14 protein-coding genes and 1 tRNA gene are annotated in these 22,996 nt (G+C 45.9%); 10 read left to right on the plus strand and 5 right to left on the minus strand.

Going from position 1 to position 22,996, the window contains the following annotated elements:
* Positions 1 to 93: 93 nt before the first annotated feature.
* The 5 genes from C5745_RS14995 to C5745_RS15015 form a co-directional block, all read right to left on the minus strand.
* Positions 94 to 291 (minus strand): hypothetical protein, encoded by a 198-nt coding sequence (locus tag C5745_RS14995; RefSeq protein WP_105717826.1) that lies wholly within the window; start codon positions 289 to 291, stop codon positions 94 to 96.
* A 14-nt stretch (positions 292 to 305) separates the two neighbouring features.
* Complete coding sequence (locus C5745_RS15000) at positions 306 to 2,756, minus strand: PIG-L family deacetylase (RefSeq protein WP_105717827.1); 2,451 nt, start codon at positions 2,754 to 2,756, stop codon at positions 306 to 308.
* A gap of 293 nt (positions 2,757 to 3,049) precedes the next feature.
* Positions 3,050 to 3,307 carry a DUF6952 family protein gene (locus C5745_RS15005; RefSeq protein WP_105717828.1) on the minus strand — a complete coding sequence of 86 codons (258 nt, stop codon included), beginning with the start codon at positions 3,305 to 3,307 and terminating at the stop codon, positions 3,050 to 3,052.
* Complete coding sequence (locus C5745_RS15010; RefSeq protein ID WP_105717829.1) at positions 3,288 to 3,602, minus strand: thioredoxin family protein; 315 nt, start codon at positions 3,600 to 3,602, stop codon at positions 3,288 to 3,290. The genes C5745_RS15005 and C5745_RS15010 overlap by 20 nt, the downstream gene beginning before the upstream one ends.
* A gap of 58 nt (positions 3,603 to 3,660) precedes the next feature.
* Positions 3,661 to 4,293, minus strand: coding sequence for a peroxiredoxin (locus tag C5745_RS15015; protein WP_105717830.1), 633 nt, complete (start codon positions 4,291 to 4,293; stop codon positions 3,661 to 3,663).
* Between the two features lie 167 nt (positions 4,294 to 4,460).
* Between C5745_RS15015 and C5745_RS15020 the strand changes: the two genes are divergently transcribed.
* The 10 genes from C5745_RS15020 to acnA all read left to right on the plus strand — a co-directional run bounded on the left by C5745_RS15020 (position 4,461) and on the right by acnA (position 22,800).
* Positions 4,461 to 4,532 (plus strand) — tRNA-Arg (locus C5745_RS15020).
* A gap of 281 nt (positions 4,533 to 4,813) precedes the next feature.
* The gene (locus C5745_RS15025) at positions 4,814 to 5,374 is read left to right on the plus strand and encodes an RNA polymerase sigma-70 factor (RefSeq protein ID WP_105717831.1); all 561 of its coding nucleotides are present in this window, start codon (positions 4,814 to 4,816) and stop codon (positions 5,372 to 5,374) included.
* Between the two features lie 116 nt (positions 5,375 to 5,490).
* The gene (locus C5745_RS15030) at positions 5,491 to 6,543 is read left to right on the plus strand and encodes a FecR family protein (protein WP_105717832.1); all 1,053 of its coding nucleotides are present in this window, start codon (positions 5,491 to 5,493) and stop codon (positions 6,541 to 6,543) included.
* 113 nt (positions 6,544 to 6,656) lie between these two features.
* The gene (locus C5745_RS15035; protein ID WP_207795818.1) at positions 6,657 to 10,259 is read left to right on the plus strand and encodes a SusC/RagA family TonB-linked outer membrane protein; all 3,603 of its coding nucleotides are present in this window, start codon (positions 6,657 to 6,659) and stop codon (positions 10,257 to 10,259) included.
* A 20-nt stretch (positions 10,260 to 10,279) separates the two neighbouring features.
* On the plus strand, positions 10,280 to 12,061 hold the full coding sequence (locus C5745_RS15040; protein WP_105717833.1) for a RagB/SusD family nutrient uptake outer membrane protein: 1,782 nt from the start codon (positions 10,280 to 10,282) through the stop codon (positions 12,059 to 12,061).
* A gap of 96 nt (positions 12,062 to 12,157) precedes the next feature.
* The gene (locus C5745_RS15045) at positions 12,158 to 13,150 is read left to right on the plus strand and encodes an endonuclease/exonuclease/phosphatase family protein (RefSeq protein ID WP_105717834.1); all 993 of its coding nucleotides are present in this window, start codon (positions 12,158 to 12,160) and stop codon (positions 13,148 to 13,150) included.
* A gap of 25 nt (positions 13,151 to 13,175) precedes the next feature.
* Positions 13,176 to 15,692, plus strand: coding sequence for a phosphocholine-specific phospholipase C (locus C5745_RS15050; RefSeq protein WP_105717835.1), 2,517 nt, complete (start codon positions 13,176 to 13,178; stop codon positions 15,690 to 15,692).
* A 52-nt stretch (positions 15,693 to 15,744) separates the two neighbouring features.
* Positions 15,745 to 19,002, plus strand: a complete 3,258-nt coding sequence (locus C5745_RS15055) for a TonB-dependent receptor (protein ID WP_105717836.1) — start codon at positions 15,745 to 15,747, stop codon at positions 19,000 to 19,002.
* A gap of 20 nt (positions 19,003 to 19,022) precedes the next feature.
* A complete protein-coding gene (locus C5745_RS15060; protein ID WP_105717837.1) occupies positions 19,023 to 19,829 on the plus strand; it encodes a S1/P1 nuclease in 807 nt (268 codons plus the stop codon).
* Between the two features lie 244 nt (positions 19,830 to 20,073).
* Positions 20,074 to 22,800, plus strand: coding sequence for an aconitate hydratase AcnA (acnA, locus tag C5745_RS15065; protein WP_105717838.1), 2,727 nt, complete (start codon positions 20,074 to 20,076; stop codon positions 22,798 to 22,800).
* Positions 22,801 to 22,996 lie beyond the last annotated feature (196 nt).

A 22,996-nucleotide genomic window follows, 5' to 3' on the forward strand; every position in this document is an offset into this window, starting at 1 on the left:
GTAAACCAGTACATGAGTAAAATGCACGCGACAAGCCATATACAAACGAGTATATAGAATTGCCGCCAGCTTTTTACAAAAGGAGGAAGGCCCTTATCTGTCATGTGGTTTATGGGGAAGGATGAAATTGACAAAAATGATCGCAATAACTAACCCCACAATAGCACCCGTGATAACACCTAGTATAGTTCCACTGGCAATAACAGCCATCAAGGCGAAGAATACCGTTCCTAACAATAAAATAATGGCTGTCGGATTAACATTCGCGTTCTTTTCTACTTGATTTTCCATTTCGTAAGTTATATCTATTTTTCTTTTGCTAACAAATTTACAAATAATCTATTAGCCCCGGGAACTCCGGCAGGTAATTGTCTGAAAAAAGATAACGAAGTATAAACAAACTTCCCTTTTCCCATTCTATATATGAGTAAAGATCCCGCGTGTGAAGGCTCGTTCTTATCGCCCATCGCAAGTGGCGTTTGGTAACGCGGATCAATGTTTTCTGCAAAATAAAGACCTCGTTCCTGCACCCAACCATCGAAGTCTTTGGATGTAATTTTGTTCGGGTAATTTAGTGCAGGATCATTGGGATCGGTGAAAGTGACTTTCGCGTCCTCTTCTGTTACTCTGGTGCGGGTGATAGTGAAGGGCGCCGGTTTGGGTGAAAAGTGCTCTTCTTGCAGTCTGGAATTTACATTGTATTGCATTAAGACTACGCCACCTTCCTGGATGTAATCATAAATCAAAGGCAGTTTTTGTGTAATACGTGTATTCATATTTAAGGCACGCACACCAAATACAACCGCATCGTATCGCTGTAATACACCCGAGCTAATTTCGGTAATATTGAGTATATCAACCGCGGTCCCGATATTTCGTAAAGCCTCTGGAACGAGGTCGCCCGCGCCCATGACATAGCCGACCCGTTTAACGGGATTGACCAAAGTAATAGGGTTCAGTTTTACTTCGGCATCGGGGAACCATGTTTGTCGAGGAATGTGGTTGTGTGTAATCTCGCGGATACCCTTCAACTTTTTCTCATCTACTACGAAGCTTAAAATAGCTTCTTCTTGTTCAGCATTCACATTGGTTATCTCCAGTGTTTTGGAAAGGATATCCTGCCCGCCGGCGAAAGATAAAGTCAATCTTTGTGGAGATATTTTCCATCCCCTGGAAGAAAGATGTACGTCGACTTGTACTTCGTAGTCCGTGTTACGCTGGTTCTGGAATGCCACATGTAAGGTTTTCCTTTCACCTTGTTGAACAAGCAGATTATTGACGTCGATAGCGGCCGTAATCACTGGCGCAACTTCCACATATTCGTGCAGCTCTCCCCTCACAGGGTCGACATAGCGGTATTGTATTGGGGTTTGTATAACAAGGGGAACCTCGGCAATTTTGAGATGGATGTGAGCTGCCGGCAAATCGGGATTCATGGGATAGCCGAAATTTTCCGGACCAACGTCAAACTTGCCCAGTGTGTGTGGTTTGCGTAACCAATACGGTTGGGTGATTGCTGTCGGTGGGAGAACCTGTTCAAAGGTCGTTACTTCGTTTGTAGGGAGCGCTTGTTTGATTTCGGTATCGTTGATGCGCAAAAGTTCCACGTGGACATCTGGATTTCGCACGACGACTTCCGTCTGAAAGGCGATTGGTTGTCCATCGACTACCCGTAATCTCGGTGAAAGACTTTCAATTTTTATTCCCGCGCAGGCGAGAATAATATTCTCTACTTCTTTGCTCTTTCTTTCTTTCCAGTAGCTGTCTTCTAATTTTTGAATCTCATGCCATATTTTGGCGAGTTGTGTGATAGCAAGCTGCGGTTTGTTCGCATCGAAAGACGACAACAGTTTTTGGATCGCTAATTGGATGGACTCGCTACGGGGAACACGCTTCCAAGACAGATCAATGCCGTCGAACAGATCTTCTGTCGCTATTGAACCGTCGACGTTTTCGAACGTTTCGAGTGAGACACCATTAGTACTTGCCGTGCCAAACCCTTGGCTTTTATGTTGTGAACGGCTGACGGCTGACAGTTCTCCGTAGGATTTGCCAAGTAAGGGGTTGTATTGGCCAATGTCGATGCGAAGCCGATTGGAGTCATCTCCTTGAAGCCGCATAAAACTAGCTGTATTCCAGAGCAGGCGTTTTGCCTGCCAGGTTTTTACCTCCGCGAGCTGTTCTGGAAACATTTTAGGGTCAGCTGCGGCTATAAAAGCTTCATGAGCGAGTATGGCAGAAGCTTGGTGATGGCCATGGCCGCCACGTTCGTCGGGTGGAAAGCGTGTAATAATGACATCGGGTTGTAACTTTCGGATAAGCCATACAGCCTCCCGTAATACCGCTTGTTTTTGCCAGAATTTAAAAGTCTCGTCGTATGTTTTGGAGAAGCCAAAGTCAAATGCAGAAGAAAAGTACTGTTCTCCGCCATCCACTTTTCGGGCCTGTAGCAGTTCCTGCGTCCGTATTAACCCCAGCTCAATGCCTTGCTCCGTACCGATTAAGTTTTGACCACCGTCACCACGCGTCAATGAAAGATAAGCTGTGCGAACTTTACGTTCAGAAGCGAGGTAGGATATGAGCTTGGTATTCTCGTCGTCGGGATGCGCTGCGAAATACAGTACGGATCCTAAGACATTCAGCCGTTCTATCTGCAGCTGTATATTTGACGAACTGCTGGAAAATGCGGATTGTGCAAAAGAAAAGTGATTCGTAAAAAGAAAAGCTAGAAGAATGCAGAAAATATATCGTCTCATAGTGCCTAAAAATAGGGAATATTTCCGCGATAAAAAAGGCCTGATGGTAAAGGACGAGGGGAAAAATAAAAGGAATCAGATGCGTTCTGATTCCTTTTACCAACAATTAAAAATCCTTTTGTCTAAAACTTCCAAATCAACCCAACAAATTTAAAAACAAACGGGAACAGTCGATAGTTTTAAAGTAGTAACCTTATAGTGCTAGTAAAATTAGGATTAAATAATAGGAATCGCCTTCTTCTTGACAGAAAACTTTTCCACATAGAAGAAGTTATAAACAGGCCGCGCGTTCTTTATTTATCGATAGACCCGAGCACTCGTTGCATAAAGCCGTTTAATGCTTCTTTTTTAGGCGTGCCATTTTTAATCAGTTTGTCCACCTCCACGGCTCCATACATATTGGAAATCAATTCCCCTATCACATCAAGTTCTTCATCCTTGAGGGAGGGAACTTCCGTTAGCGCCTCCAGCGTTTCGATAGTTTCTAATACGAAATCTGCATCGTTCTGCTCTATAAACTCAATAAGGTGCTTAATTACTGGTAGCTTCATTTAATAAATCAATTAATCCGTCAATTTTGTTTGTTTGTACCTGGTTGACTAACTTTCCATTTTTAAACGCCGCAAAAGTCGGCAAATTGTTTACGTTTGCAAGTTTTCGGGATTCAGGAAACTTCTCTGCATCAACGATGACGAATGAAACGTTGTCGTTTTCTGACGCTAGTTTTTTGAATTTTGGTTTCATGATACGGCAATTCCCACACCACGAAGCTGAAAATTGTACCATGACGGTATCGTTATTCTCTACAATTTCCTGTAGATCGTCTTTGTCTAATTCTTGTAACATGATAATTTTATTTAAGAAAGGAGAGCGAATCTCTCCTTTCGAGGGTTGTGTATTTTAACTAGTTTGCAGAAAGGTAAGTCGCAACGCCTTCTCGTGTGGCGTTCATCGCTTCTTTTCCTTCTTCCCAGTTTGCTGGACAAACTTCTCCGTGTTTCTGCACATGTGTGTAGGCATCGATTAAACGAAGATATTCTTTTACATTACGTCCTAGCGGCATGTCGTTGACGGACTCGTGAAATACTTTACCTGTTTCGTCAACAAGATAAGTTGCGCGGTAAGAAACAGCAGAACCTTCAACCAATGTACCGTACTCTGGGTGCTCTACTTCTTTCATTTCTAAGATACCCAATACACTTGATAAGTTGCGGTTGGTGTCTGCAATAAGCGGGTACTCTACACCCTCGATACCCCCGTTGTCCTTTGCTGTGTTTAGCCACGCGAAGTGAACTTCAGCAGAGTCGCAGGAAGCACCAATGACAATCGTATTTCGTTTAGCAAATTCTTCCGAAAGCTCTTGGAAAGCATGCAATTCCGTTGGACACACAAAAGTGAAATCTTTTGGGTACCAAAATAACAATACTTTCTTGTTTTCTGCTTTTGCTCTTTCGAATACGTTGATCGTGAAGTTGTCACCTAAATAATCAATTGCGTCAACTGAAATGCTTGGAAAATTTTTACCTGTAAAACTCATAATATATATTTCTTTCTTTTTGTACTGCAAAAGTAGGCTTTTTATTGTCAATAAAACATCAAAAATCTTTATGACTTATTGCTAAAATCTATAACACCAGCGGTAGGAATATAGCTAATGATTATAAAATTAATAGAGAAAAAAAGTTATTTTTGTAGTCATTACCAGGCCCCGTAGTTCAACGGATAGAATAGATGTTTCCTAAACATTTGATAGCAGTTCGATTCTGCTCGGGGCTACGACCACTAAAGTCAAAGAACATCGAAACGCCGTAGATATTCAATTTGCGGCGTTCTTTATTTACCAAATTCCCATCGCATCCACGAGATCGCATAACGCGAGTGAGCAGTATCATTGGGGGAAAGAAATGCCGATCGGGAGGAACTGCCTTCTTTTTCCAGAGCTATTATTTAATTGAAAGGTAACAAAACAGTAATTAAATGGAAACGTGCACAAACCCGTAATGAACTACTTTTGCAAAAAAATCATCCTGAACGCTTAACGAAAAACAGAAAATGATATGCAGGATAATGCCCAAGAAAAGGAATTGCTGTCACGGCTCCACGATGGGGATGAGCAGGCTCTATCTAAACTAATGGACCGTTACTTTGTTCCGTTATGTAATTTTTGTAACTTGTTTATCGGTGATATGGCTACCTCAGAGGAACTCGTAGCCGACGTATTCTATACCATATGGACTAGACGTATGACGCTGGAAATTCATACCAACCTGAAGTCCTACATATATACAGCCGTCAAAAACAAGGCTTTACAAAAAAAGAGGAGCCTATCCTCCTCGAGGTCCGTTCCTTTGGATAGCATAACCTCTGAGGTAGCTGATTCACATAACGCCTTAACACACCTCACACTGCAGGAGTTTAATAACGACATTAAGAACCTGGTTCAAACACTCCCTGAAAAACGGCGCGTTATTTTTGAACTCAATCGGTTCGAATCTTTATCTTATAAAGAGATCGCAACGTTATTGGAAATTTCGGAGAAAACAGTACACAATCAAATAAGTCTCGCTATTAAATACCTGCGCCCCCGTATTAGTTTGCTCAGGAACAACATGGCCTAAACCAGTTCTACAGCAAATTCGCTTCTCATTTAGTTGTTCTTTTCTTAATAATTTATTAACTGACTAGGTCGGGAAGAAATAACTAAAAAAGGATCTTACTGGTAAAATCGAACTAAATGGGGAGCAGTGAAATGCTGGAGCTTATTGCGAAGCACCTTTCTAACGAGAGCACGACGGACGAGGATATTTTATTGGCCTCATGGATAAATAGCTCCAAAGGGAATAGACGACTATACCGGCAAGTTAAGCGCGCGTGGGATGAAAGCCAACCGGTCTCAGATCCCGAACGTTTAGCGCGGGGTAAAGCAATGGTTTTTGAGCGGATTAGAGAGGAGCCCCGTCAAGCAAACAACAGTTCTCTCTCCTCCCCGAGTTGGTGTAAGAGAACCGCCGTTGTCCGTGTAGTAGCAGCTTCATTGGCCATCGCCCTGAGCTGGTTCGGCTATGACAGGTTAAGCATACAACCTCAGCAGCCAGCTGCCCTCGTAATTGTGGAGAATGACAATGACCTTAAAGAGGTGTTACTCCCCGATGGAAGTACCGTAAGGCTCCATCCGGAAAGCCAGATTCGCTATGCCGACAATCTTTCAGGAAAGACCCGTGAAGTATTTTTAAACGGGGCGGCATTTTTTAACGTAAAGCGAGATGAATCGAAACCTTTTATCGTTCACGCCGGATCCGTGAGCACCCGGGTGTTGGGTACGTCTTTTACGATTAGGGCGTACGCGGAACAGCCTCATATCGAAATCACCGTCTCTTCAGGAAAAGTGTCCGTATCCGATTCAGCCGGTCTAATCGGTGAGTTGGAAAAGGATCAACAACTATCCTATCAGAAGTCTACTGGCTCGTTTACCCGTCAACCAGTAAAATCGGAAAATACGAAGCTTTGGAAGGATGATGAACTCGTTTTTGAAACGGAAACCTTTGGAACGGCCGCACAAATTCTTGAGCGTAGGTACAATGTCCAGATACAATTCGTCAATAGTAAAATCAAAAGCTATCCCGTTTCGGCCCGGTTCAGCAAGGATGTATCCCTGTCCCAAATCCTCCACATGCTGGGACTTGCTACCAATACTGAATCAATATTCAATGACGAGACAAACACCATACGTATACGTGAAAAAAATAGAGAAAACAATGATATAACTATCAGGCCTATGGAAAAATAATCACGAAAAGATCGAGCCGGACTGGATATCCAATTCCGGCATCTTTCATCACCGTCAATCAACTAAGAAAGATAATCAATAATCCGCAAGAATTATCAATTTACTTTAATATAATGAAAAAAAACAGTTACCTAACACGTGCATATTGCTGCTGCAAGGCATGTTTCAAAAAGCGAAATCTAATCATTATCGCTACGCTGTTAGTGCTCCTGATGAATGTATGGAATGCCCAAGCCAGTAGCGAAGACTTACAAAAGGAAGCTGACAAAATTACCCTTAGCCTAGAAAAAGGGTCGTTGACGCAAGCACTTAAGCAGATCGAAAGTGTATCCGGTCAAAAATTTGTTTACAACCCCGATTTGACAGCCCCCTATAGCATAAAGAAGCAAGAGATCTTACAGAAGGACCTTGATGCTGTGTTGACCAACCTGATGGCAGGAACAAATCTAACATTTAAACATGTCGGTGAAAATATCGTAATCTTATCAAAAGGTTCGGGCCAGAACAGGACCGTGTCCGGAAAAGTGCTCGATATCCAGGAACAGCCCATTGTCGGCGCTACCATCTCCGTACAGGGATCGACCCGACGCGCCGTAACCGATGAAGACGGGTCATTCAGACTGTCCATTCCACAGGGGGTAACAGCACTGGATGTACACCTAGTAGGTTACATAAACAAAACGGAGCCGATAGCTGATTCGCAGACCGATCTGGTTATTTATCTGCAGGAAGATGTTACAGAACTCGAAGAAGCAGTCGTAGTTGGATATGGAACCCAAAAACGTGTCAATCTAACCGGAGCCGTTTCGGTCGTTACCGGCGAAGAACTCGCTGATCGTGTCACACCTACTGTGACAGGTATGCTACAAGGAGCTGTACCTGGTGTCAACGTGACCACGAGTGCCGGCAGACCCGGCTCGACACCGGAAATCAATATACGGGGTATAACCTCGATCAACGAAACGGAACCCTTGGTGCTGATTGATGGTGCTGTGGGGGATTTGAATCGTGTCAACCCGGCCGACGTCGAGTCAATTTCCATCATTAAAGACGCTTCCGCCGCAGCCGTCTATGGTGCGCGTGCGGCTTTCGGTGTGATCCTTGTAACCACTAAAAGCGGAAGTAGCCAAGATGGTAAAGCTACCGTTAACTACAGCTCCCGAATAGGTTGGGAAGAGCCCACCGCATCGAGAGACTATGAGTACCGCGGCTATTGGTCGGTATTTCTGGTCAACAAGTTCTGGCAGGCCGATTCGGGAAACAAATATATTCAATACACCGACGAGGATATGGAAGAGTTGTGGGCACGTGTGGACGATAAAACCGAACACCCTGACCGACCTTGGGTTATTGAGGATATTCGGGAAGGTAGAAATCGCTGGATATACTACGCCAATCAAGACTGGTGGAACGGCCTCTTCACCAACAAAAACCCTTTCCAGCAACACCGTGTCTCCCTAACTGGAGGATCCGAGGACGTAAAATATTTGATGTCCGGCTCTTATCTTCGCCAGCAAGGTATGCAAAGACATCATCCTGATGTGTTAAACCGCTATAACCTACGTTCGAAGGTTGATTTCAATATCAATAAGTGGGCCACTTTATCAAGCAATATCGCGCTGTACGACTCCAAATACAACAATCAAAACGGTATCGATAACCTCATTCACCATGCTGGTAACCATGGTTTGGCAAATTTCCCGTTTTTCAACCCCGATGGAACAGGTATTTACGATACCGATGGACTGATTGGGACATATAAAGTGGGGAACGGCCGGCAAATCATGCTGAAAGACGGGCTGCATCCCACGATTGACTCCGACAACGATTTCACGACCACCACGCGTTTGGTCATGACGCCGCACAGAACGCTGTCCATCACAGGAGATTTTACCTACCGATTTTACCAAGGCAGAAGCACGGCCCGCGGAAATCCGTTGCCCTACCGCGTATATCCTGACAGTCCTATTGAGGAGTACATCACTGGGGCGGGTATCAATCGGTTGACGGAAACAGTTGGTACCAACAAATACAAAGCGTTAAATGCTTATGCCAACTACGAAGATACCTTTAACGGAGCACACCATTTTACGGCAGTAGGTGGATTCAACTACGAAACGTGGCACGCTAAAAATGTACGTGCCGTGGGGGAAAACCTTGTCGTGTCCGATGTAAACGACCTCAATCTTGTGGGGACCGACGCCAATGGCGCCGTTATCACTAGTGTTGGCGGTGGCCAAAGTGAGTGGGCGTTGTTAGGGATCTTTGGTCGAGCCAACTACGACTATAAGGGGCGCTATCTAGCTGAGTTCAGCGGTCGCTATGACGGCACCTCGCGCTTTGCTCCGGGGAGCCGATGGGGATTTTTCCCTTCGGCATCAGTAGGTTGGAGAATCTCGGAGGAGCCTTTTTTCCAGAACAGTGGAGCCGGAAACTTGATAGATAACCTCAAACTGAGAGGTTCTTTCGGTAGCTTAGGCAATCAAAACGTGTCAAGCTACTATGCATACATTAGATTGGTATCAATCAGCAATTTGAATCAGCTGTTCGGCGGGAATACGCCTTCCAAACAAGCTACACTGGGAAATCCGCTAGCCGATGACCTCACTTGGGAAACTGCGGAGCAATGGGATTTGGGGCTCGATTTGAATATGCTGAATAACCGCTTGAGCATGACTACCGATCTCTACATACGTGACACGAGGGATATGCTTACGGTCGGTGTAGCTTTGCCTGCCGTCTATGGGGCGAATCCGCCCGAGATGAACGCCGCCGACCTGCGTACCAAAGGCTACGAGTTTTCTGTCAGTTGGAGAGATCAATTCACCTTGGCTGGAAAACCTTTTCAATATGGCTTGGGTTTTAACCTCAGCGATTACAAAACCGTGGTCACCAAATATGACAATCCCGAAAGATCGTTTGCTAAAGATCATTATGTCGGACAGGAATGGGGTGAGATATGGGGCTACAAGACTGACGGGTTCTTCAAAACCGATGAAGAGGCAAGACAATACGCCGAAGAGGTGGATTTGAGCCTGCAATCTACACGGTTGACTGGCGGCTGGATGGCAGGAGACCTCAAGTTTCTGGATACGAATGGTGATGGCATTTGGGGTGTTGGTGCAAATACGGTCGACGATCCGGGTGACCTCGTAAAACTCGGCAATTCGCTGCCTTCAATGGCATACGGAATCAATGCGAACCTACGGTGGATGGGTTTTGACGCTTCCGCTTTTTTCCAAGGTGTCGGTACGCACCAAGTCTACCTCCATGGTAACACCAGAGATTTCTGGGGGCATTATTCGGCCTCTTATGGAACGTTTATGCCCTATAATTTTATCGATAAGGTATGGTCAGAAGATAATCCGGATGCTTACTTCCCGAGAGCGCGAGCCTACTTGGCAACTGGTGGTTACTTGGCGAAGACCAACGACCACTATCTCCAAAACATCAGCTATTTGCGCCTTAAGAATCTAACCGCTGGATATACGCTTCCAGCTAGAGTCACTAAAAGGGTCGGTATTGATCAGTTTAGGATTTACTTTTCGGGCGAAAACCTAGCATACTGGTCGCCACTGAAGAAGAAGACCAAATATCTCGATCCCGAAGCGGCGTACGTGCACCGCAATCGGCAAGGGGCCGACCAAGGGTCAACCAATCAGGCCCACTACCCATGGCATAAAACCTTTACGTTCGGTTTAGATATCACTTTTTAATTTGAAAAAATAGGATAACAATGAATAAAATACTTTCAATATTGTCGATTACAGCGCTTTCTGCCATTTTATCGAGCTGCGAAAAGCTACTGGATAAACAACCACTGAGTCAGATTCCGGAAAGCGGCTATTTCAGAACGGAGCAGGATCTCGAGTTCTTTACCAATCCATTATACAACATGTTAAATATGGACGACCGCCAGCAAAGCGATCATCTCGTACAGATGACACTCTCAGAGGTGATTATTGGAGGGAACCGCCGTACTGTTCCGAACTCTGGTGGTGGATGGGATTGGGGCGACTTACGTAGAATCAACACCTTTCTCGCCCGGGTAGATCAAGCAGAAGACGAGGCGGCGATACGTAAATATTCCGGCGTAGCGCGTTTCTTCCGTGCGATGTTCTATTTCAATAAGATTAAACGATTTGGCGATGTGCCTTGGTATGATGCTGAATTAGGTTCGTCTGACGAAGCACTTTACAAGCCGCGGGATCCGCGAGAGTTGGTGATGACCAAGATGATCGAGGATATTGACTATGCGATAGATAATCTCCCCGACGAAGTCAGTGTTTTCCGCATCAATAAATGGACAGCTTTGGCACTCAAATCGCGTTTTTGCCTCTATGAAGGTACCTTTCGAAAATACCATGGTGGTGAAGAGGTTGATAAATACCTAGAACTAGCGGCCGCTGCCGCCAAAGAGGTGATAGACGCAGGCAGGTACAGACTCTACACCACAGGAGGAGAGGAAAAATCGTATTTCACCCTCTTCAGCCAGGACGATGCAGACCCGGGGGAGTTTATTCTGGCGTATGATTATAGTGCAAGCCCCCGTGTTAATCACAACGGATCCTCCTTTACCATGTCTGCAGCGCAGGGACGTCCCTCGTACACCAAAAAATTTGTCAACACCTATTTAATGACAGACGGTTCCCGCTTCACCGATCAGTCCGGCTGGGAAACCATGACCTTTATCGATGAGGTAAAAGATCGTGACCCACGCTTGTCGCAAAGCATTCGCAATCCAAAATTCACCTTGTCGGATAACAGGCCGTTTCCAAATAAATTTTCGACATCGGTCAACGGATACCACCCCATCAAGTTCTTGCAAGATGAAACACTCGGGTATGATGTCCGTGTAGGCTACTCCTCCAACGACCTTCCGATTTTCCGCTATGCCGAAGTCCTGCTCAACTATGCGGAAGCCAAAGCAGAATTAGGCACATTGACTCAGGCCGATATAGATATTTCGATTAAACTTCTCCGGGACAGAGTGGGAATGCCCAACCTTGATGTAGCGACAGCAAACGCTAACCCCGATCCTTACCTCTTGTCGGCCGAAGCTGGGTATACCAATGTCTCCGCAGCTAACATTGGTGTAATCCTTGAAGTCCGTCGCGAGCGCGGTGTGGAACTTGTTCAGGAGGGTTTCCGACTGGACGATTTGGTGAGATGGAAAGCGGGATACTGTATAGACCAGCCTCTGCTGGGTATTTACTTCCCCGGTCCGGGCGAATACGACCTGACAGGAGACGGACAAACCAACCTCGTGCTGTATACCAACGGCAACAAACCTGCCGATGAAGTGGGGGTCGAAATGTTTGAAATCGGCATCCCAGTAAATAATGGGGGTATGATCCTCAGTGAAGGAACCAAAGGCAACGCGTTCTACCATAGCAATATCGCGCTGGCAGGATTCAACGAACAAAGGGATTACTTCTATCCGATCCCCATCAACGAACGCTCGCTTAACAACAACCTTGATCAAAACCCCGGTTGGGTTGACGGGCTCAATTTTTAAATGGACCCCAATTTGGAAGATGTCTGTTCAGTACTGCCTGAACAGACACCTTCCTCTTTAGTTTAAAGGTTTTACCAATCCAATCATATCGCTTCCATGAAGAAACTAACATATATCGCTTTATTTGGTTTATTGTTGGGGTCGTGCGCTCAACAAGCAAGAGTCTCCAAACAATTGAAGCAACAAGTAAATACGACGAGTATTGTCAAACCAGTCGACTATACCTACCCGGCCGACTCGTCGTTTACGGTCCTTTCCTGGAACGTGGAACATTTTTTAGATCTCCATGATGATCCGTATATCCACAATCGCCGGGAAGACAATCCTCCTGAAAACACTAAAAAGCGCATATCGCTACTGTTGAAAGCTTTAAAAAACGCAAATGCGGATGTTGTGGTACTGCAAGAGTTCGAGAGCGCGAAGTTTTTAAAACAGTTGGCACAGGATTCATTGCCTGATATGGGCTATCTTTATTTTGGCGATGCGCCCAGTCATAATTGGTACATGAATGTGGTGGTGATGAGTAGGTTCCCCATGGGGCTTATGACCTCCTACGGTTTAGCTACCACCCCGTTACCGGGTTTTGTGAACGAGCAAGGTAGGGCCGAAAGCCAGAACCATATCAATACTCGCATGTGGTCGGTAGATGTCTTTCCTTCCGAGAACTATTCGTTTTTGCTCACGGGGGTACATTTAAAAGCAGGACGGAGCGAGAGGGACATCGCTATGAGAAAGGGACAAATCGCCCTGCTTACCGAAACCTTTAACCGCTATTTGTCGCATGACCCAGCAACGAACATGCTTATGGCCGGTGACTATAATGCTACCCCGGAAAGCGAAGAGATAGCCTTGCTCACTAAAGGCACTGCCTTGAAGAATCACTTTGTGGACACCATCGATCCCGAAATTTTATCTCATCCGGCAAACGCGCCAACAAGACGCCTGGATTATATCCTTATCAATGAAAACATGAACAAGGAAATCCTAGACGGAGGGGCAAAAGTAGTAAATTTCTTTTCTCCGGAGACGATGAGAGTCATCAGTGATCACCTGCCTGTCGTCGCCCGGTTTCTAAAAGAGGACAAGTAATCGTTTTTGAAAAAAATAGTATATCATGGATAATTCCAGAAGAGACTTTATCAAGAAGGCGGCGCTTCTTTCGGGAAGTGCAGCCTTAGCGGGCATGTTTCCGCCAGCAATCGCCAAAGCATTAACCATTGATCCGGCACCAGGAAGCACGTTTTACGATGCCGAGCATATTGTTTTCTTGATGCAAGAGAATCGCTCCTTCGATCACCTCTACGGCACATTGAAAGGTGTACGCGGATTTAACGACCCTCGGGTTATCGATTTACCAAATAAGAACAAAGTTTGGTTGCAATCTAACAAAGAAGGAAAAACATATATCCCTTTCCGCTTAAATACGCAGGATACGAAAGTGCCCTGGATGGGTTCTACACCACATGGTTGGGCAGATCAAACGGACGCGCGCAACAAAGGTAAATATGACAAGTGGTTGAAAGTAAAGAAGCCATATAACAAGGAATACGCAGATATTCCGCTTACGCTCGGCTATTGTGATCGTTTAGATTTTCCCTTCTATTATTCGCTCGCCGATGCGTTTACTGTTTGTGACCAACACTTTTGTTCCAGCATCACTGGTACCCATCCAAATCGCTGGTACTGGATGACCGGAACCATTCGGGAACGCAATGCCGTGGATGCCAAAGCACATGTGTGGAACAACAGCGACTATAATAAACCTACGCTAAACTGGAAAACATATCCCGAAAGACTGGAAGAGCAGGGCGTATCCTGGCGGATTTATCAAAACGAACTTACGATGGGCTTTGGCTTGAACGGCGAGGAAAGCAGCTGGCTGAGCAATTTTGGAACCAATGTAATGGAATACTTCCAGAATTATAACGTGCGCTTGCATCCCAGTGGCATTGCCAACCTGCGTGAACGGGAGAAAATTGCACAGACAGAGATTGATCGGATCGGAGAAAACCCAGTCGAAGAAAGAGACCAAACAAGGTTAGCCGCAGCGAAAAAGGTACTTGCGCTGATTCAGGATGGGAAAAAACGCTATACACAAGAGAATTTCAGCAAGCTCTCGGCTTACGAAAAAGCCTTAAACAACAAAGCCTTCACCGTCAACAGTCAGGATCCCGATTTCCATAAGCTAACGACTCATCGCTACGATGACCAGGGAACGCCGCGGGAATTAAATGTGCCCAAAGGCGATGTGTTGCATCAATTCCGGGAGGATGTAAAAAAAGATCGACTGCCTACGGTATCCTGGCTGATGACTCCCGCGAATTTTTCGGATCACCCGGGGCGACCATGGTTTGGCTCTTGGTATGTAAACGAGGTGATGGAAATTTTACTTGAAAATCCGGAGGTATGGAAGAAGACAATTTTTATTCTTACCTACGACGAAAATGATGGTTTCTTCGACCACGTAGTTCCTTATGCGGTACCGAATCCTTACAAAGCGAATAGCGGAAAGGTGTCCTCCCCAATTGATCCGAAGATGGATTGGGCATTAAACTCACAGCAAACTAATCCTTCAGGTAGGGACGATAGGCTGCGCGAAAGTTCGTTAGGTTTAGGTTTCCGCGTGCCGCTGGTCATTGCTTCGCCATGGACAAGAGGCGGATATGTCAATTCGCAACTGTTCGACCACACGTCCTCCATCCAGTTTCTCGAAATCTTCTTTTCCAAGAAGTTTGGGAAAAAAGTTGAAGAGGAAAATATAACAGCATGGCGACGAACGATTTGCGGTGATTTAACATCTGTTTTTCGTCCCTACAAGGGAGAAAAGTTTAGCGACCTACAGTTTATGGATAAACAAGCATTTATGCGAGATATCCATAAGTCGCAGTTTAAAGATGTGCCGCATAACTACAAGAATTTATCGGCTTCGGAAATTGCTCAGATTAACGAAAACCCGACGACATCACCACTTTTTCCACAACAAGAACAAGGCGTTAAACCGTCTTGTTCGATTCCTTATGAGCTTTACGTGCAGGGAACGTACGATTCCGAGTCAGAGCGCTTCGGTCTTTCTTTCTCTGCCGGCAAGGCAGTACATGGGCCATTGTCCAGTGGCTCACCCTTCTTGGTTTATGCCATGAATCCGTACGAAGATGAAGTGCTGCGGACATGGGAATACGCGGTCGCCCCGGGCGACACCTTAAAGGACGATTGGCAACTCAGCGCATTCGACAGCAATGCCTATCACCTCCGTGTGTATGCGCCGAATGGATTTTATCGTGAATACCGGGGGCGGCAGAAGCAGTCTGTCGTAGCCGCCAATTGCCGATACGAATCGTCTTCCGACAACGCAGAGAAGTTAACAGGAAACTTAGTGATAGACCTCCATAACCCAACGATGGAAGTACAAACGGTCCTGTTGGAGGATTTAGGCTACAAACAAGGTGATCTCCAGAGAAAACTGGAACCGGGTCAAGCTTTGTCGATCACCTTAAATTTACAGAAGCAATATCATTGGTATGACATACGTATCTGTCTTGCGGGCAATGACGATTGGGAAGAACGCTACGCCGGCCATGTCGAAACGGGCATGCTCTCGAAAACCGATCCGTTAATGGGTGGGGTAGTCTAGCGATCGACGAGATGTTAACATTAAATATTTACTAAAACAACAAACAAACTAAATGAGGAAACTATTCATCCTGTCTATGCTGTTCATAATCTTCGGTCTTGGACATAGCATAGCGCAGAGCGTAACGACAGCCCAGATTAGTGGCAAAATTGATACTGAAAACGGACCTTCAGCGGGGGCTTCTGTCACTGCGGTACACGAGCCTTCCGGTACCAAGTACCAGATTCAGTCCAATAGTGAAGGGCGATTTACACTAAGCAATCTTCGTATTGGAGGTCCATATTTCGTACTGGTCAGTCATGTTGCTTATCAGCCGCATAAAGTTGACAATATTACGCTCTCTTTAGGTCAAGATCTGTACCTGCCTATTGTGATCTCCGGCGGTATGCAACTGGACGAGGTGGTCGTCAACGGAGCTGGCGATAACCTGATGAATGCTCAACGGGGTGGAACGGCATTGAACATCTCGCGCGAAGCAATGGAAACAATGCCAACCGTGTCCCGGAGCATAAACGACCTGACGAAAGCAATCCCCCAGTCCAATGGCACGAGTTTCGGCGGAGCAAATTCCCGCTTTAATAACTATACCATTGACGGGAATATCTACAATAATAATTTCGGGGTTACGGGCGGACAGTTTGCGGGCAGCAATCCAATCTCGCTCGATGCCATCGAAGAAGTGCAGATCAACCTCGCACCTTTTGATGTACGCCAAGGAGGATTTACCGGCGCAAATGTCAATGCCGTTACGCGTTCCGGGTCGAACCGGTTTACCGGATCCGTATATCATTACTTGCGAAATGACCAAATGACCGGTGATAAATCGTTTGAGGAGCGGCTCAACAAGGGGGATTCCGAAAACAAGATCACAGGATTTCGTTTGGGCGGTCCCATTATCAAGGACAAACTATTCTTTTTTGTCAACTATGAACAAGAAGACCAGTTGGCGCCGGGCAACAACAAACGGGCGTTACGGGAAGGTGAGTCGCCTGATCCAACCCGAAACATTATCCGCGTACCCTTTGAACGTGCACAGTACGTACAGGAAAAATTGCAGGAACTCTATCAATACAATACCGGTAATTTCGAAAATTACCCGTTTGCAAATAACAGCAAGCGGTTCAATGCCCGTTTAGACTGGAACATCAATGACAAGCATAAAATGTTCGTCCGGTTTAATGATTATAAACAGTTTCGGAATGTACAGAGCAACAACAACAGCCTAAGCTATCTTCCCAGCTCGGTAAGTATCACTGGAAGTCGTAATGGTAGCGAAGGGCTCAATTTCTTCAATTCGACCTACACGAACAATATTCGGGTCCGTTCCATCACCGGGGAACTTTCTTCTATCCTGAGTAACCGCATCTCAAATCAATTTTCAATAGGCTATAGCAGTGTTGAAGATCCTCGAAGGGGAGTGCCCGGCGGTCAGTCATTCCCCTTTATCGATGTATTGGAGCCCGATGCGGATGGCCAGCTGAAATACTATTTTTCTGTTGGTAACGAACTCTTTACCGTTGGTAATGTCGTTTCGAATAACACTTTCAATATCACAAATAATACCCATATTGTATTAGAAAATCACTTTGTGACGGCAGGCGTTAATTTCGAGTACATGACTTTCGAAAACGCATTTAACCCCATGTTCAACGGCTATTACCGCTACAGTTCGTACGATGATTTTGTGCGGGCCGTAATAGACCGCGATCCTACAGTACAACCTTATGCCTTCGCACAGGGATATAGTTATGGTGATCCTACGGTCCCTCCTGTCGATGCGACACGCTTTGCGCAACTGAGCCTGTATGGACAGGATGAATTTAGGCCATTAAGCAATTTAAAGTTGACATTGGGGCTACGTGCCGATATGCCATTCTACCCGATCTCTCTTCCGCAGAATGATAGGCTGTTGCAGTTTGAGCTGACCGATCCTAGGGACGGTTCTACTGTTATTCCCGATGTTTCGCAGTTGCCAAAAGCAAAACTTGTGCTCTCGCCACGCTTCGGATTCAACTACGATGTCTTCGAAGACCGCAGTATGCAGATCCGTGGCGGTACGGGGATATTTCTCGGTAGAATACCTTTCGTATATATCTCCAATCAGGTAAACCGGAATGGTGTGACCCGTGGCGGCTATGGCTTGACCGGTGATGACTTTGTCGCAGACCCCAGACCATTTAATCCCGATGTGGACGTCTACCGACCGGATCCGTCTACGCTGGAAGAACAGGTTTCTAACGAGATTAACCTCACCGACAAAAATTTCTCCTTACCAAAGATATGGCGAAGTACGCTCGCGCTGGATAAAACACTCCCGGGAGGCTTTGTAGCTTCCGTAGAGGGTATTTTCTCGATGGATATGAAACAGGTGACAGCAGAAAATTTAGTATTGCCTGAACCGCATGGTTATTTCCAGGGTGCAGATCCAAGGCCGTATTACACATCATCAACGACGAGTAACACATTTAGCAATGTGTACATGCTGCGTAACGCAGAGAAAAATGGCTATTACTACTCGTTGACCTTCCTGTTGAATAAACGCCTGTGGAGGGGGATGACCGGAAACGTCGCCTATACCCACAGCCGCGCCAAGGATTATGGCTTCAATGGTGGAGCACAGGCTGCTGAGATCTGGCCTAGAACCGTGCGCGAGAACCGCAATAACCCCGAGCTCGGATATAGCAATACCCATTACCCGCACCGTCTGATGGGGTGGCTAAGCTATAAAACCGGTAATACCACCGTATCCGTGTTTTATGATGCTGGACAGGGCGTGTATAGCTACACTTATCAAGGCAATTTTGGCGATGGAGCCAACAGACTTCTTTATATCCCGAACAGTGCGTCTGAGCTCCGGTTTGAAGAGTTCGCGGTCAACGATGAGGTCTATACTGCCCAAAGACAAGCAGCGCTACTGGATGCCTTTATTGATCAGGATCCGTACCTGAAGAAACGTAGAGGACAATATGCCGAGCGGAATGCTGCGAAGTATCCCTGGAATCATACTTTCGACCTGCGCATAGTTCAGGATCTGAACATTGCCCGTATTAAAGCAACTAACCATCGTCTACAACTTTCACTAGACGTACTCAATATCGGGAACTTATTCAACAGTAATTGGGGCGGACGCAAGACGACCGACTTTGCACAGCTTCTAAGTTACCGTGAGGTTAACGCCAACCAGGAGCCTGTTTATCGTATACGATTGGCTAACGGGACGAACGAGCCACCCACTGAGACATTTAGAAATAGTGTGAGCCTGTCCAATACGTGGAGAGCTCAGGTAGGTATTCGGTATATTTTCGATTAATTATTTAGAAAAACATAGACATGAAAAAACAACATATGATAAAAATATCCGTCCTCGCCCTTTTGGTGAGCATCGCACCGCTACTGAGCTACGCGTGGGGAGCAAAAGGACATCGTGCAATAGGCCGTATTGCCGAGAAACACCTAAACAAAAAAGCGCTGGCCGAAGTGCGCCGTCTGCTGGGCGACGAATCGATGGCGATGGTCGGCACATGGGCCGATGAGGTGATCCGCACAGAGAAATACAAAGATAGTCAGCCTTGGCATTATATCAATATTCCAAAGGGATTGGATCGCGGTGGCGTGCACGCGTTTTTAGCCGAGAACCGAGAAAAAAAAACAGCCTACTCGGGTATCCAAGAAATGGTAACCATATTAAAGGATAAAAGTAAATCTTCTGACGAGCGCGCTGATGCATTGAAATTTCTGATTCATATTGTTGGCGACATGCACCAGCCGATGCACTGCGGCCGTCTCGAAGATCGCGGAGGAAACGACATACCTGTATTGTGGCGGCGGGACTCCACTAATCTGCACGCCATATGGGATAGTCAGGTCATTGATGGGATAGGATTAAGCTTTTCGGAGATGGCGGAAGAATATGATCGTTTGGACCGGGGATCAATCCGCGAAATGCAGCGGGCATCGATCGAAGATTGGTTTTATAGTTCTTACCAGATCAGTGAACGTATTTACGGCGAGATTGAAGCCAATCCATCCGCGACGCAAAACACCTATATGTATGTTCGTCAACACCGCGACGACATCAAGGTCGCTATACGCAATGCCGGCTATCGCCTGGCGGGATTGCTTAACTATATTCTGTAGTCTGGTACTACTGCGATAAGAGGTGGCTGTCCCGGCTTGGGGCAGCCACCTGCTATTTGAGCGCGAACACCAAAGAACCCCGTCTTAAAAAAGCGGTTACCATGCTGCATAGTGATATTCCTGTGGATGAAGTCGCCTAGGCTTGCGGTATAGCGATTCCAGCTATTTTAGCCGAGTATTTAAAAAATAAAGATCTAAACAAATTGCTTTAAACGGGGTTATTTTATAAAACATGCCATAAATCATGACACAGAAAATAGCTTCTCTTAAAGAACTTCAAGAAAACGGTACAAATATCCACAGACTCCCTTTCTCTATTCGGATTTTATTAGAAAACGTTTTGCGGAACCACGATGGGTTCGCCATAACGGACGATCATCTCGATACCCTTATTAACTGGGATCCCGCCGGCACGGATAAAGACATTCCTTTCAAGCCGGCGCGTGTATTGATGCAAGACTTTACGGGTGTACCAGCCGTGGTTGACATCACGTCTATCAGGGCGGAATTTGTCCGAAAAGGAGGAGATGGCACAAAGATCAATCCGGCTATACCGGTCGATCTTGTCATTGATCACTCCGTACAGGTGGACTATTTTGGAACAGATTATGCTCATCAGGAAAATGTGAAGCTAGAATATGAGCGCAATGCAGAACGATATCAGTTATTGAAATGGGCTCAACAAGGCTTGGCAAATTTGACCGTCGTGCCGCCCGGAATGGGGATCTGTCATCAGGTCAATCTGGAATATTTAGCAAAAGGTGTGGTAGAACGTGATGGTTGGGCTTTCCCTGACACGTTGGTCGGAACCGACTCGCACACACCTATGATTAATGGTATTGGCGTTCTTGGTTGGGGTGTCGGAGGTATCGAAGCCGAAGCCGCGATGTTGGGTCAACCCATATATTTTACATGCCCGCAGGTTATAGGACTCAAACTCACCGGCGAGATTCCGGCAGGGTGTACTGCGACCGATATGGTGTTGTCTATAACCAAAATACTAAGGGATACCGGTGTGGTGGGTAAATTTGTAGAAGTGTTTGGTGATGGTTTAGATAAATTGACCGTTACGGATCGTGCAACCATATCAAATATGTCTCCGGAATTTGGATGTACCGTAACCTATTTTCCTATAGATGATCAAACGCTCGACTACATGGAGCGTACGAACCGCTCGCCGGAGCAAATCAATTTAGTAAAGGAATATTGCCAAGAGAATATGCTTTGGCGGGCAGGTAACGAAGATATAACGTATTCGAGAATTGTCGAATTGGATCTCAGTACCTTAGAACCAACGGTTGCGGGGCCGAAAAGACCACAGGATAAAATTCTTGTCAAAGAGCTTCATGCAACGTTTAAAACAATTCTCGACAAAGATTTCCAACGAAATTACGTAGCGTTTGACGACCGCAGGGAGCATGCCTGGTTAAATGAAGGCGGATCGGGGACCCAATATGTTCAGAAGGCAACGGACGAGCACATAGAAACCCTAGCAATAGAGTCAGACGATCTGCGTAGCGTCAAAATCAAGTTAAAAAATGGTGAATATCGTTTAAGCGATGGTAGCATTGTCATTGCGGCAATCACTAGCTGCACCAATACATCCAACCCCAGTGTCATGATAGGCGCAGGTCTGGTAGCGAAGAAGGCTGTGGAAAAAGGGCTTCGCACAAGATCGTGGGTGAAAACAAGTTTGGCACCCGGCTCTAAAGTTGTCACAAAATATTTGGAACGTTCTGGCTTAGCCACAGATTTGGAAGCGTTGCGGTTCCATACCGTGGGCTATGGTTGTACCTCGTGTATCGGCAATAGTGGACCATTGCCTTCGCATATTGCCGAAGCGGTTGATAACAGCCAGATGGTTGTGGCGTCGGTACTCTCCGGAAACAGAAACTTCGAAGCACGGGTGCATCCGCAGGTAAAAATGAACTTTCTGATGTCTCCGATGCTCGTGGTCGCTTATGCCCTAATCGGTCGTGTCGACGTGAACCTGATGGAAGACCCCCTATCCTACGATCCGAATGGGAATCCCGTTTATTTAAGAGATATTTGGCCCACACCGGAGGAAATCAATCGTACAATCCATGAGGCAATGCGAAAAGAAGACTTTAAAGCGGTGTATGATATCATTTTTGACGGTGACGAAGAGTGGAGAAAGCTTGCAGCGCCCGAAGGTGAAGAGTTTATTTGGGACGACGAGTCTACGTATATTCGCGAAGTTCCCTTTTTTAATGATATATCGACCGAGCCGTCGCCACTTACTGAAATCGAACGTGCGCGGGTTCTTCTTTATCTGGGCGATTCTGTAACAACAGATCATATTTCACCGGCTGGTTCTTTCAATGAGGAAAGTGCGGCCGGAAAATATCTTTTGAGCAATGGGATCGAAAAGAAAGACTTTAATTCCTACGGGTCGAGACGAGGAAACCACGAGGTCATGGTGCGTGGAACATTTGCTAACGTACGTATCCGAAATAAGATTACAGATCGAGAAGGTGGTTATTCGGTGTATTTCCCGACTAACGAAACCTTGACTGTTTATGATACCGCGATGAAATATCAGGCGGATGGCACGCCGTTGGTTGTCTTGGCGGGGAAAGACTACGGAAGCGGTTCCTCAAGGGACTGGGCGGCTAAGGGCTCCAGTTTATTGGGAATTCGCGCTGTAATCGCTGAAAGTTTTGAAAGGATCCATAGAAGCAATCTAGTAGGAATGGGTATACTTCCCATAGAGTTTCCTCGCGGAGAAAGCGCCGAATCATTGGGATTGAGCGGAGAGGAAGAGATCACCATAACCGGGATTTCCAGCGACCTGAAACCTTTCAAGAGAATAAAAGTACGAGCAATAAAAGCGTCCGGAGAAGTGATTGAATTCGACGCCAGAGCACGACTAGATTCGGATATTGATGTCGAGTACTTTAAACACGGCGGTATTCTCCAATATGTTTTAAGAAGCTATTTACACGGGTAAAATTTACCAACCGATCCGCTTTTATACACCAAATGGTGCAACCGGTTGTGTTACGAACAGCTGTCCTGCACTGTCCTGCAAACGTTGCCGGCAACGTTTGCGTGTTTTTTTATTCCCATTTATTCCCTTTTACTACCTGTATTACATTATAATTGTAATAGGATATTAACGCTAACAAGATATAAACATATGTTTC

Source organism: Sphingobacterium haloxyli, assembly GCF_002980525.1.
In the GTDB taxonomy this organism is placed as follows: Bacteria; Bacteroidota; Bacteroidia; order Sphingobacteriales; family Sphingobacteriaceae; genus Sphingobacterium; species Sphingobacterium haloxyli.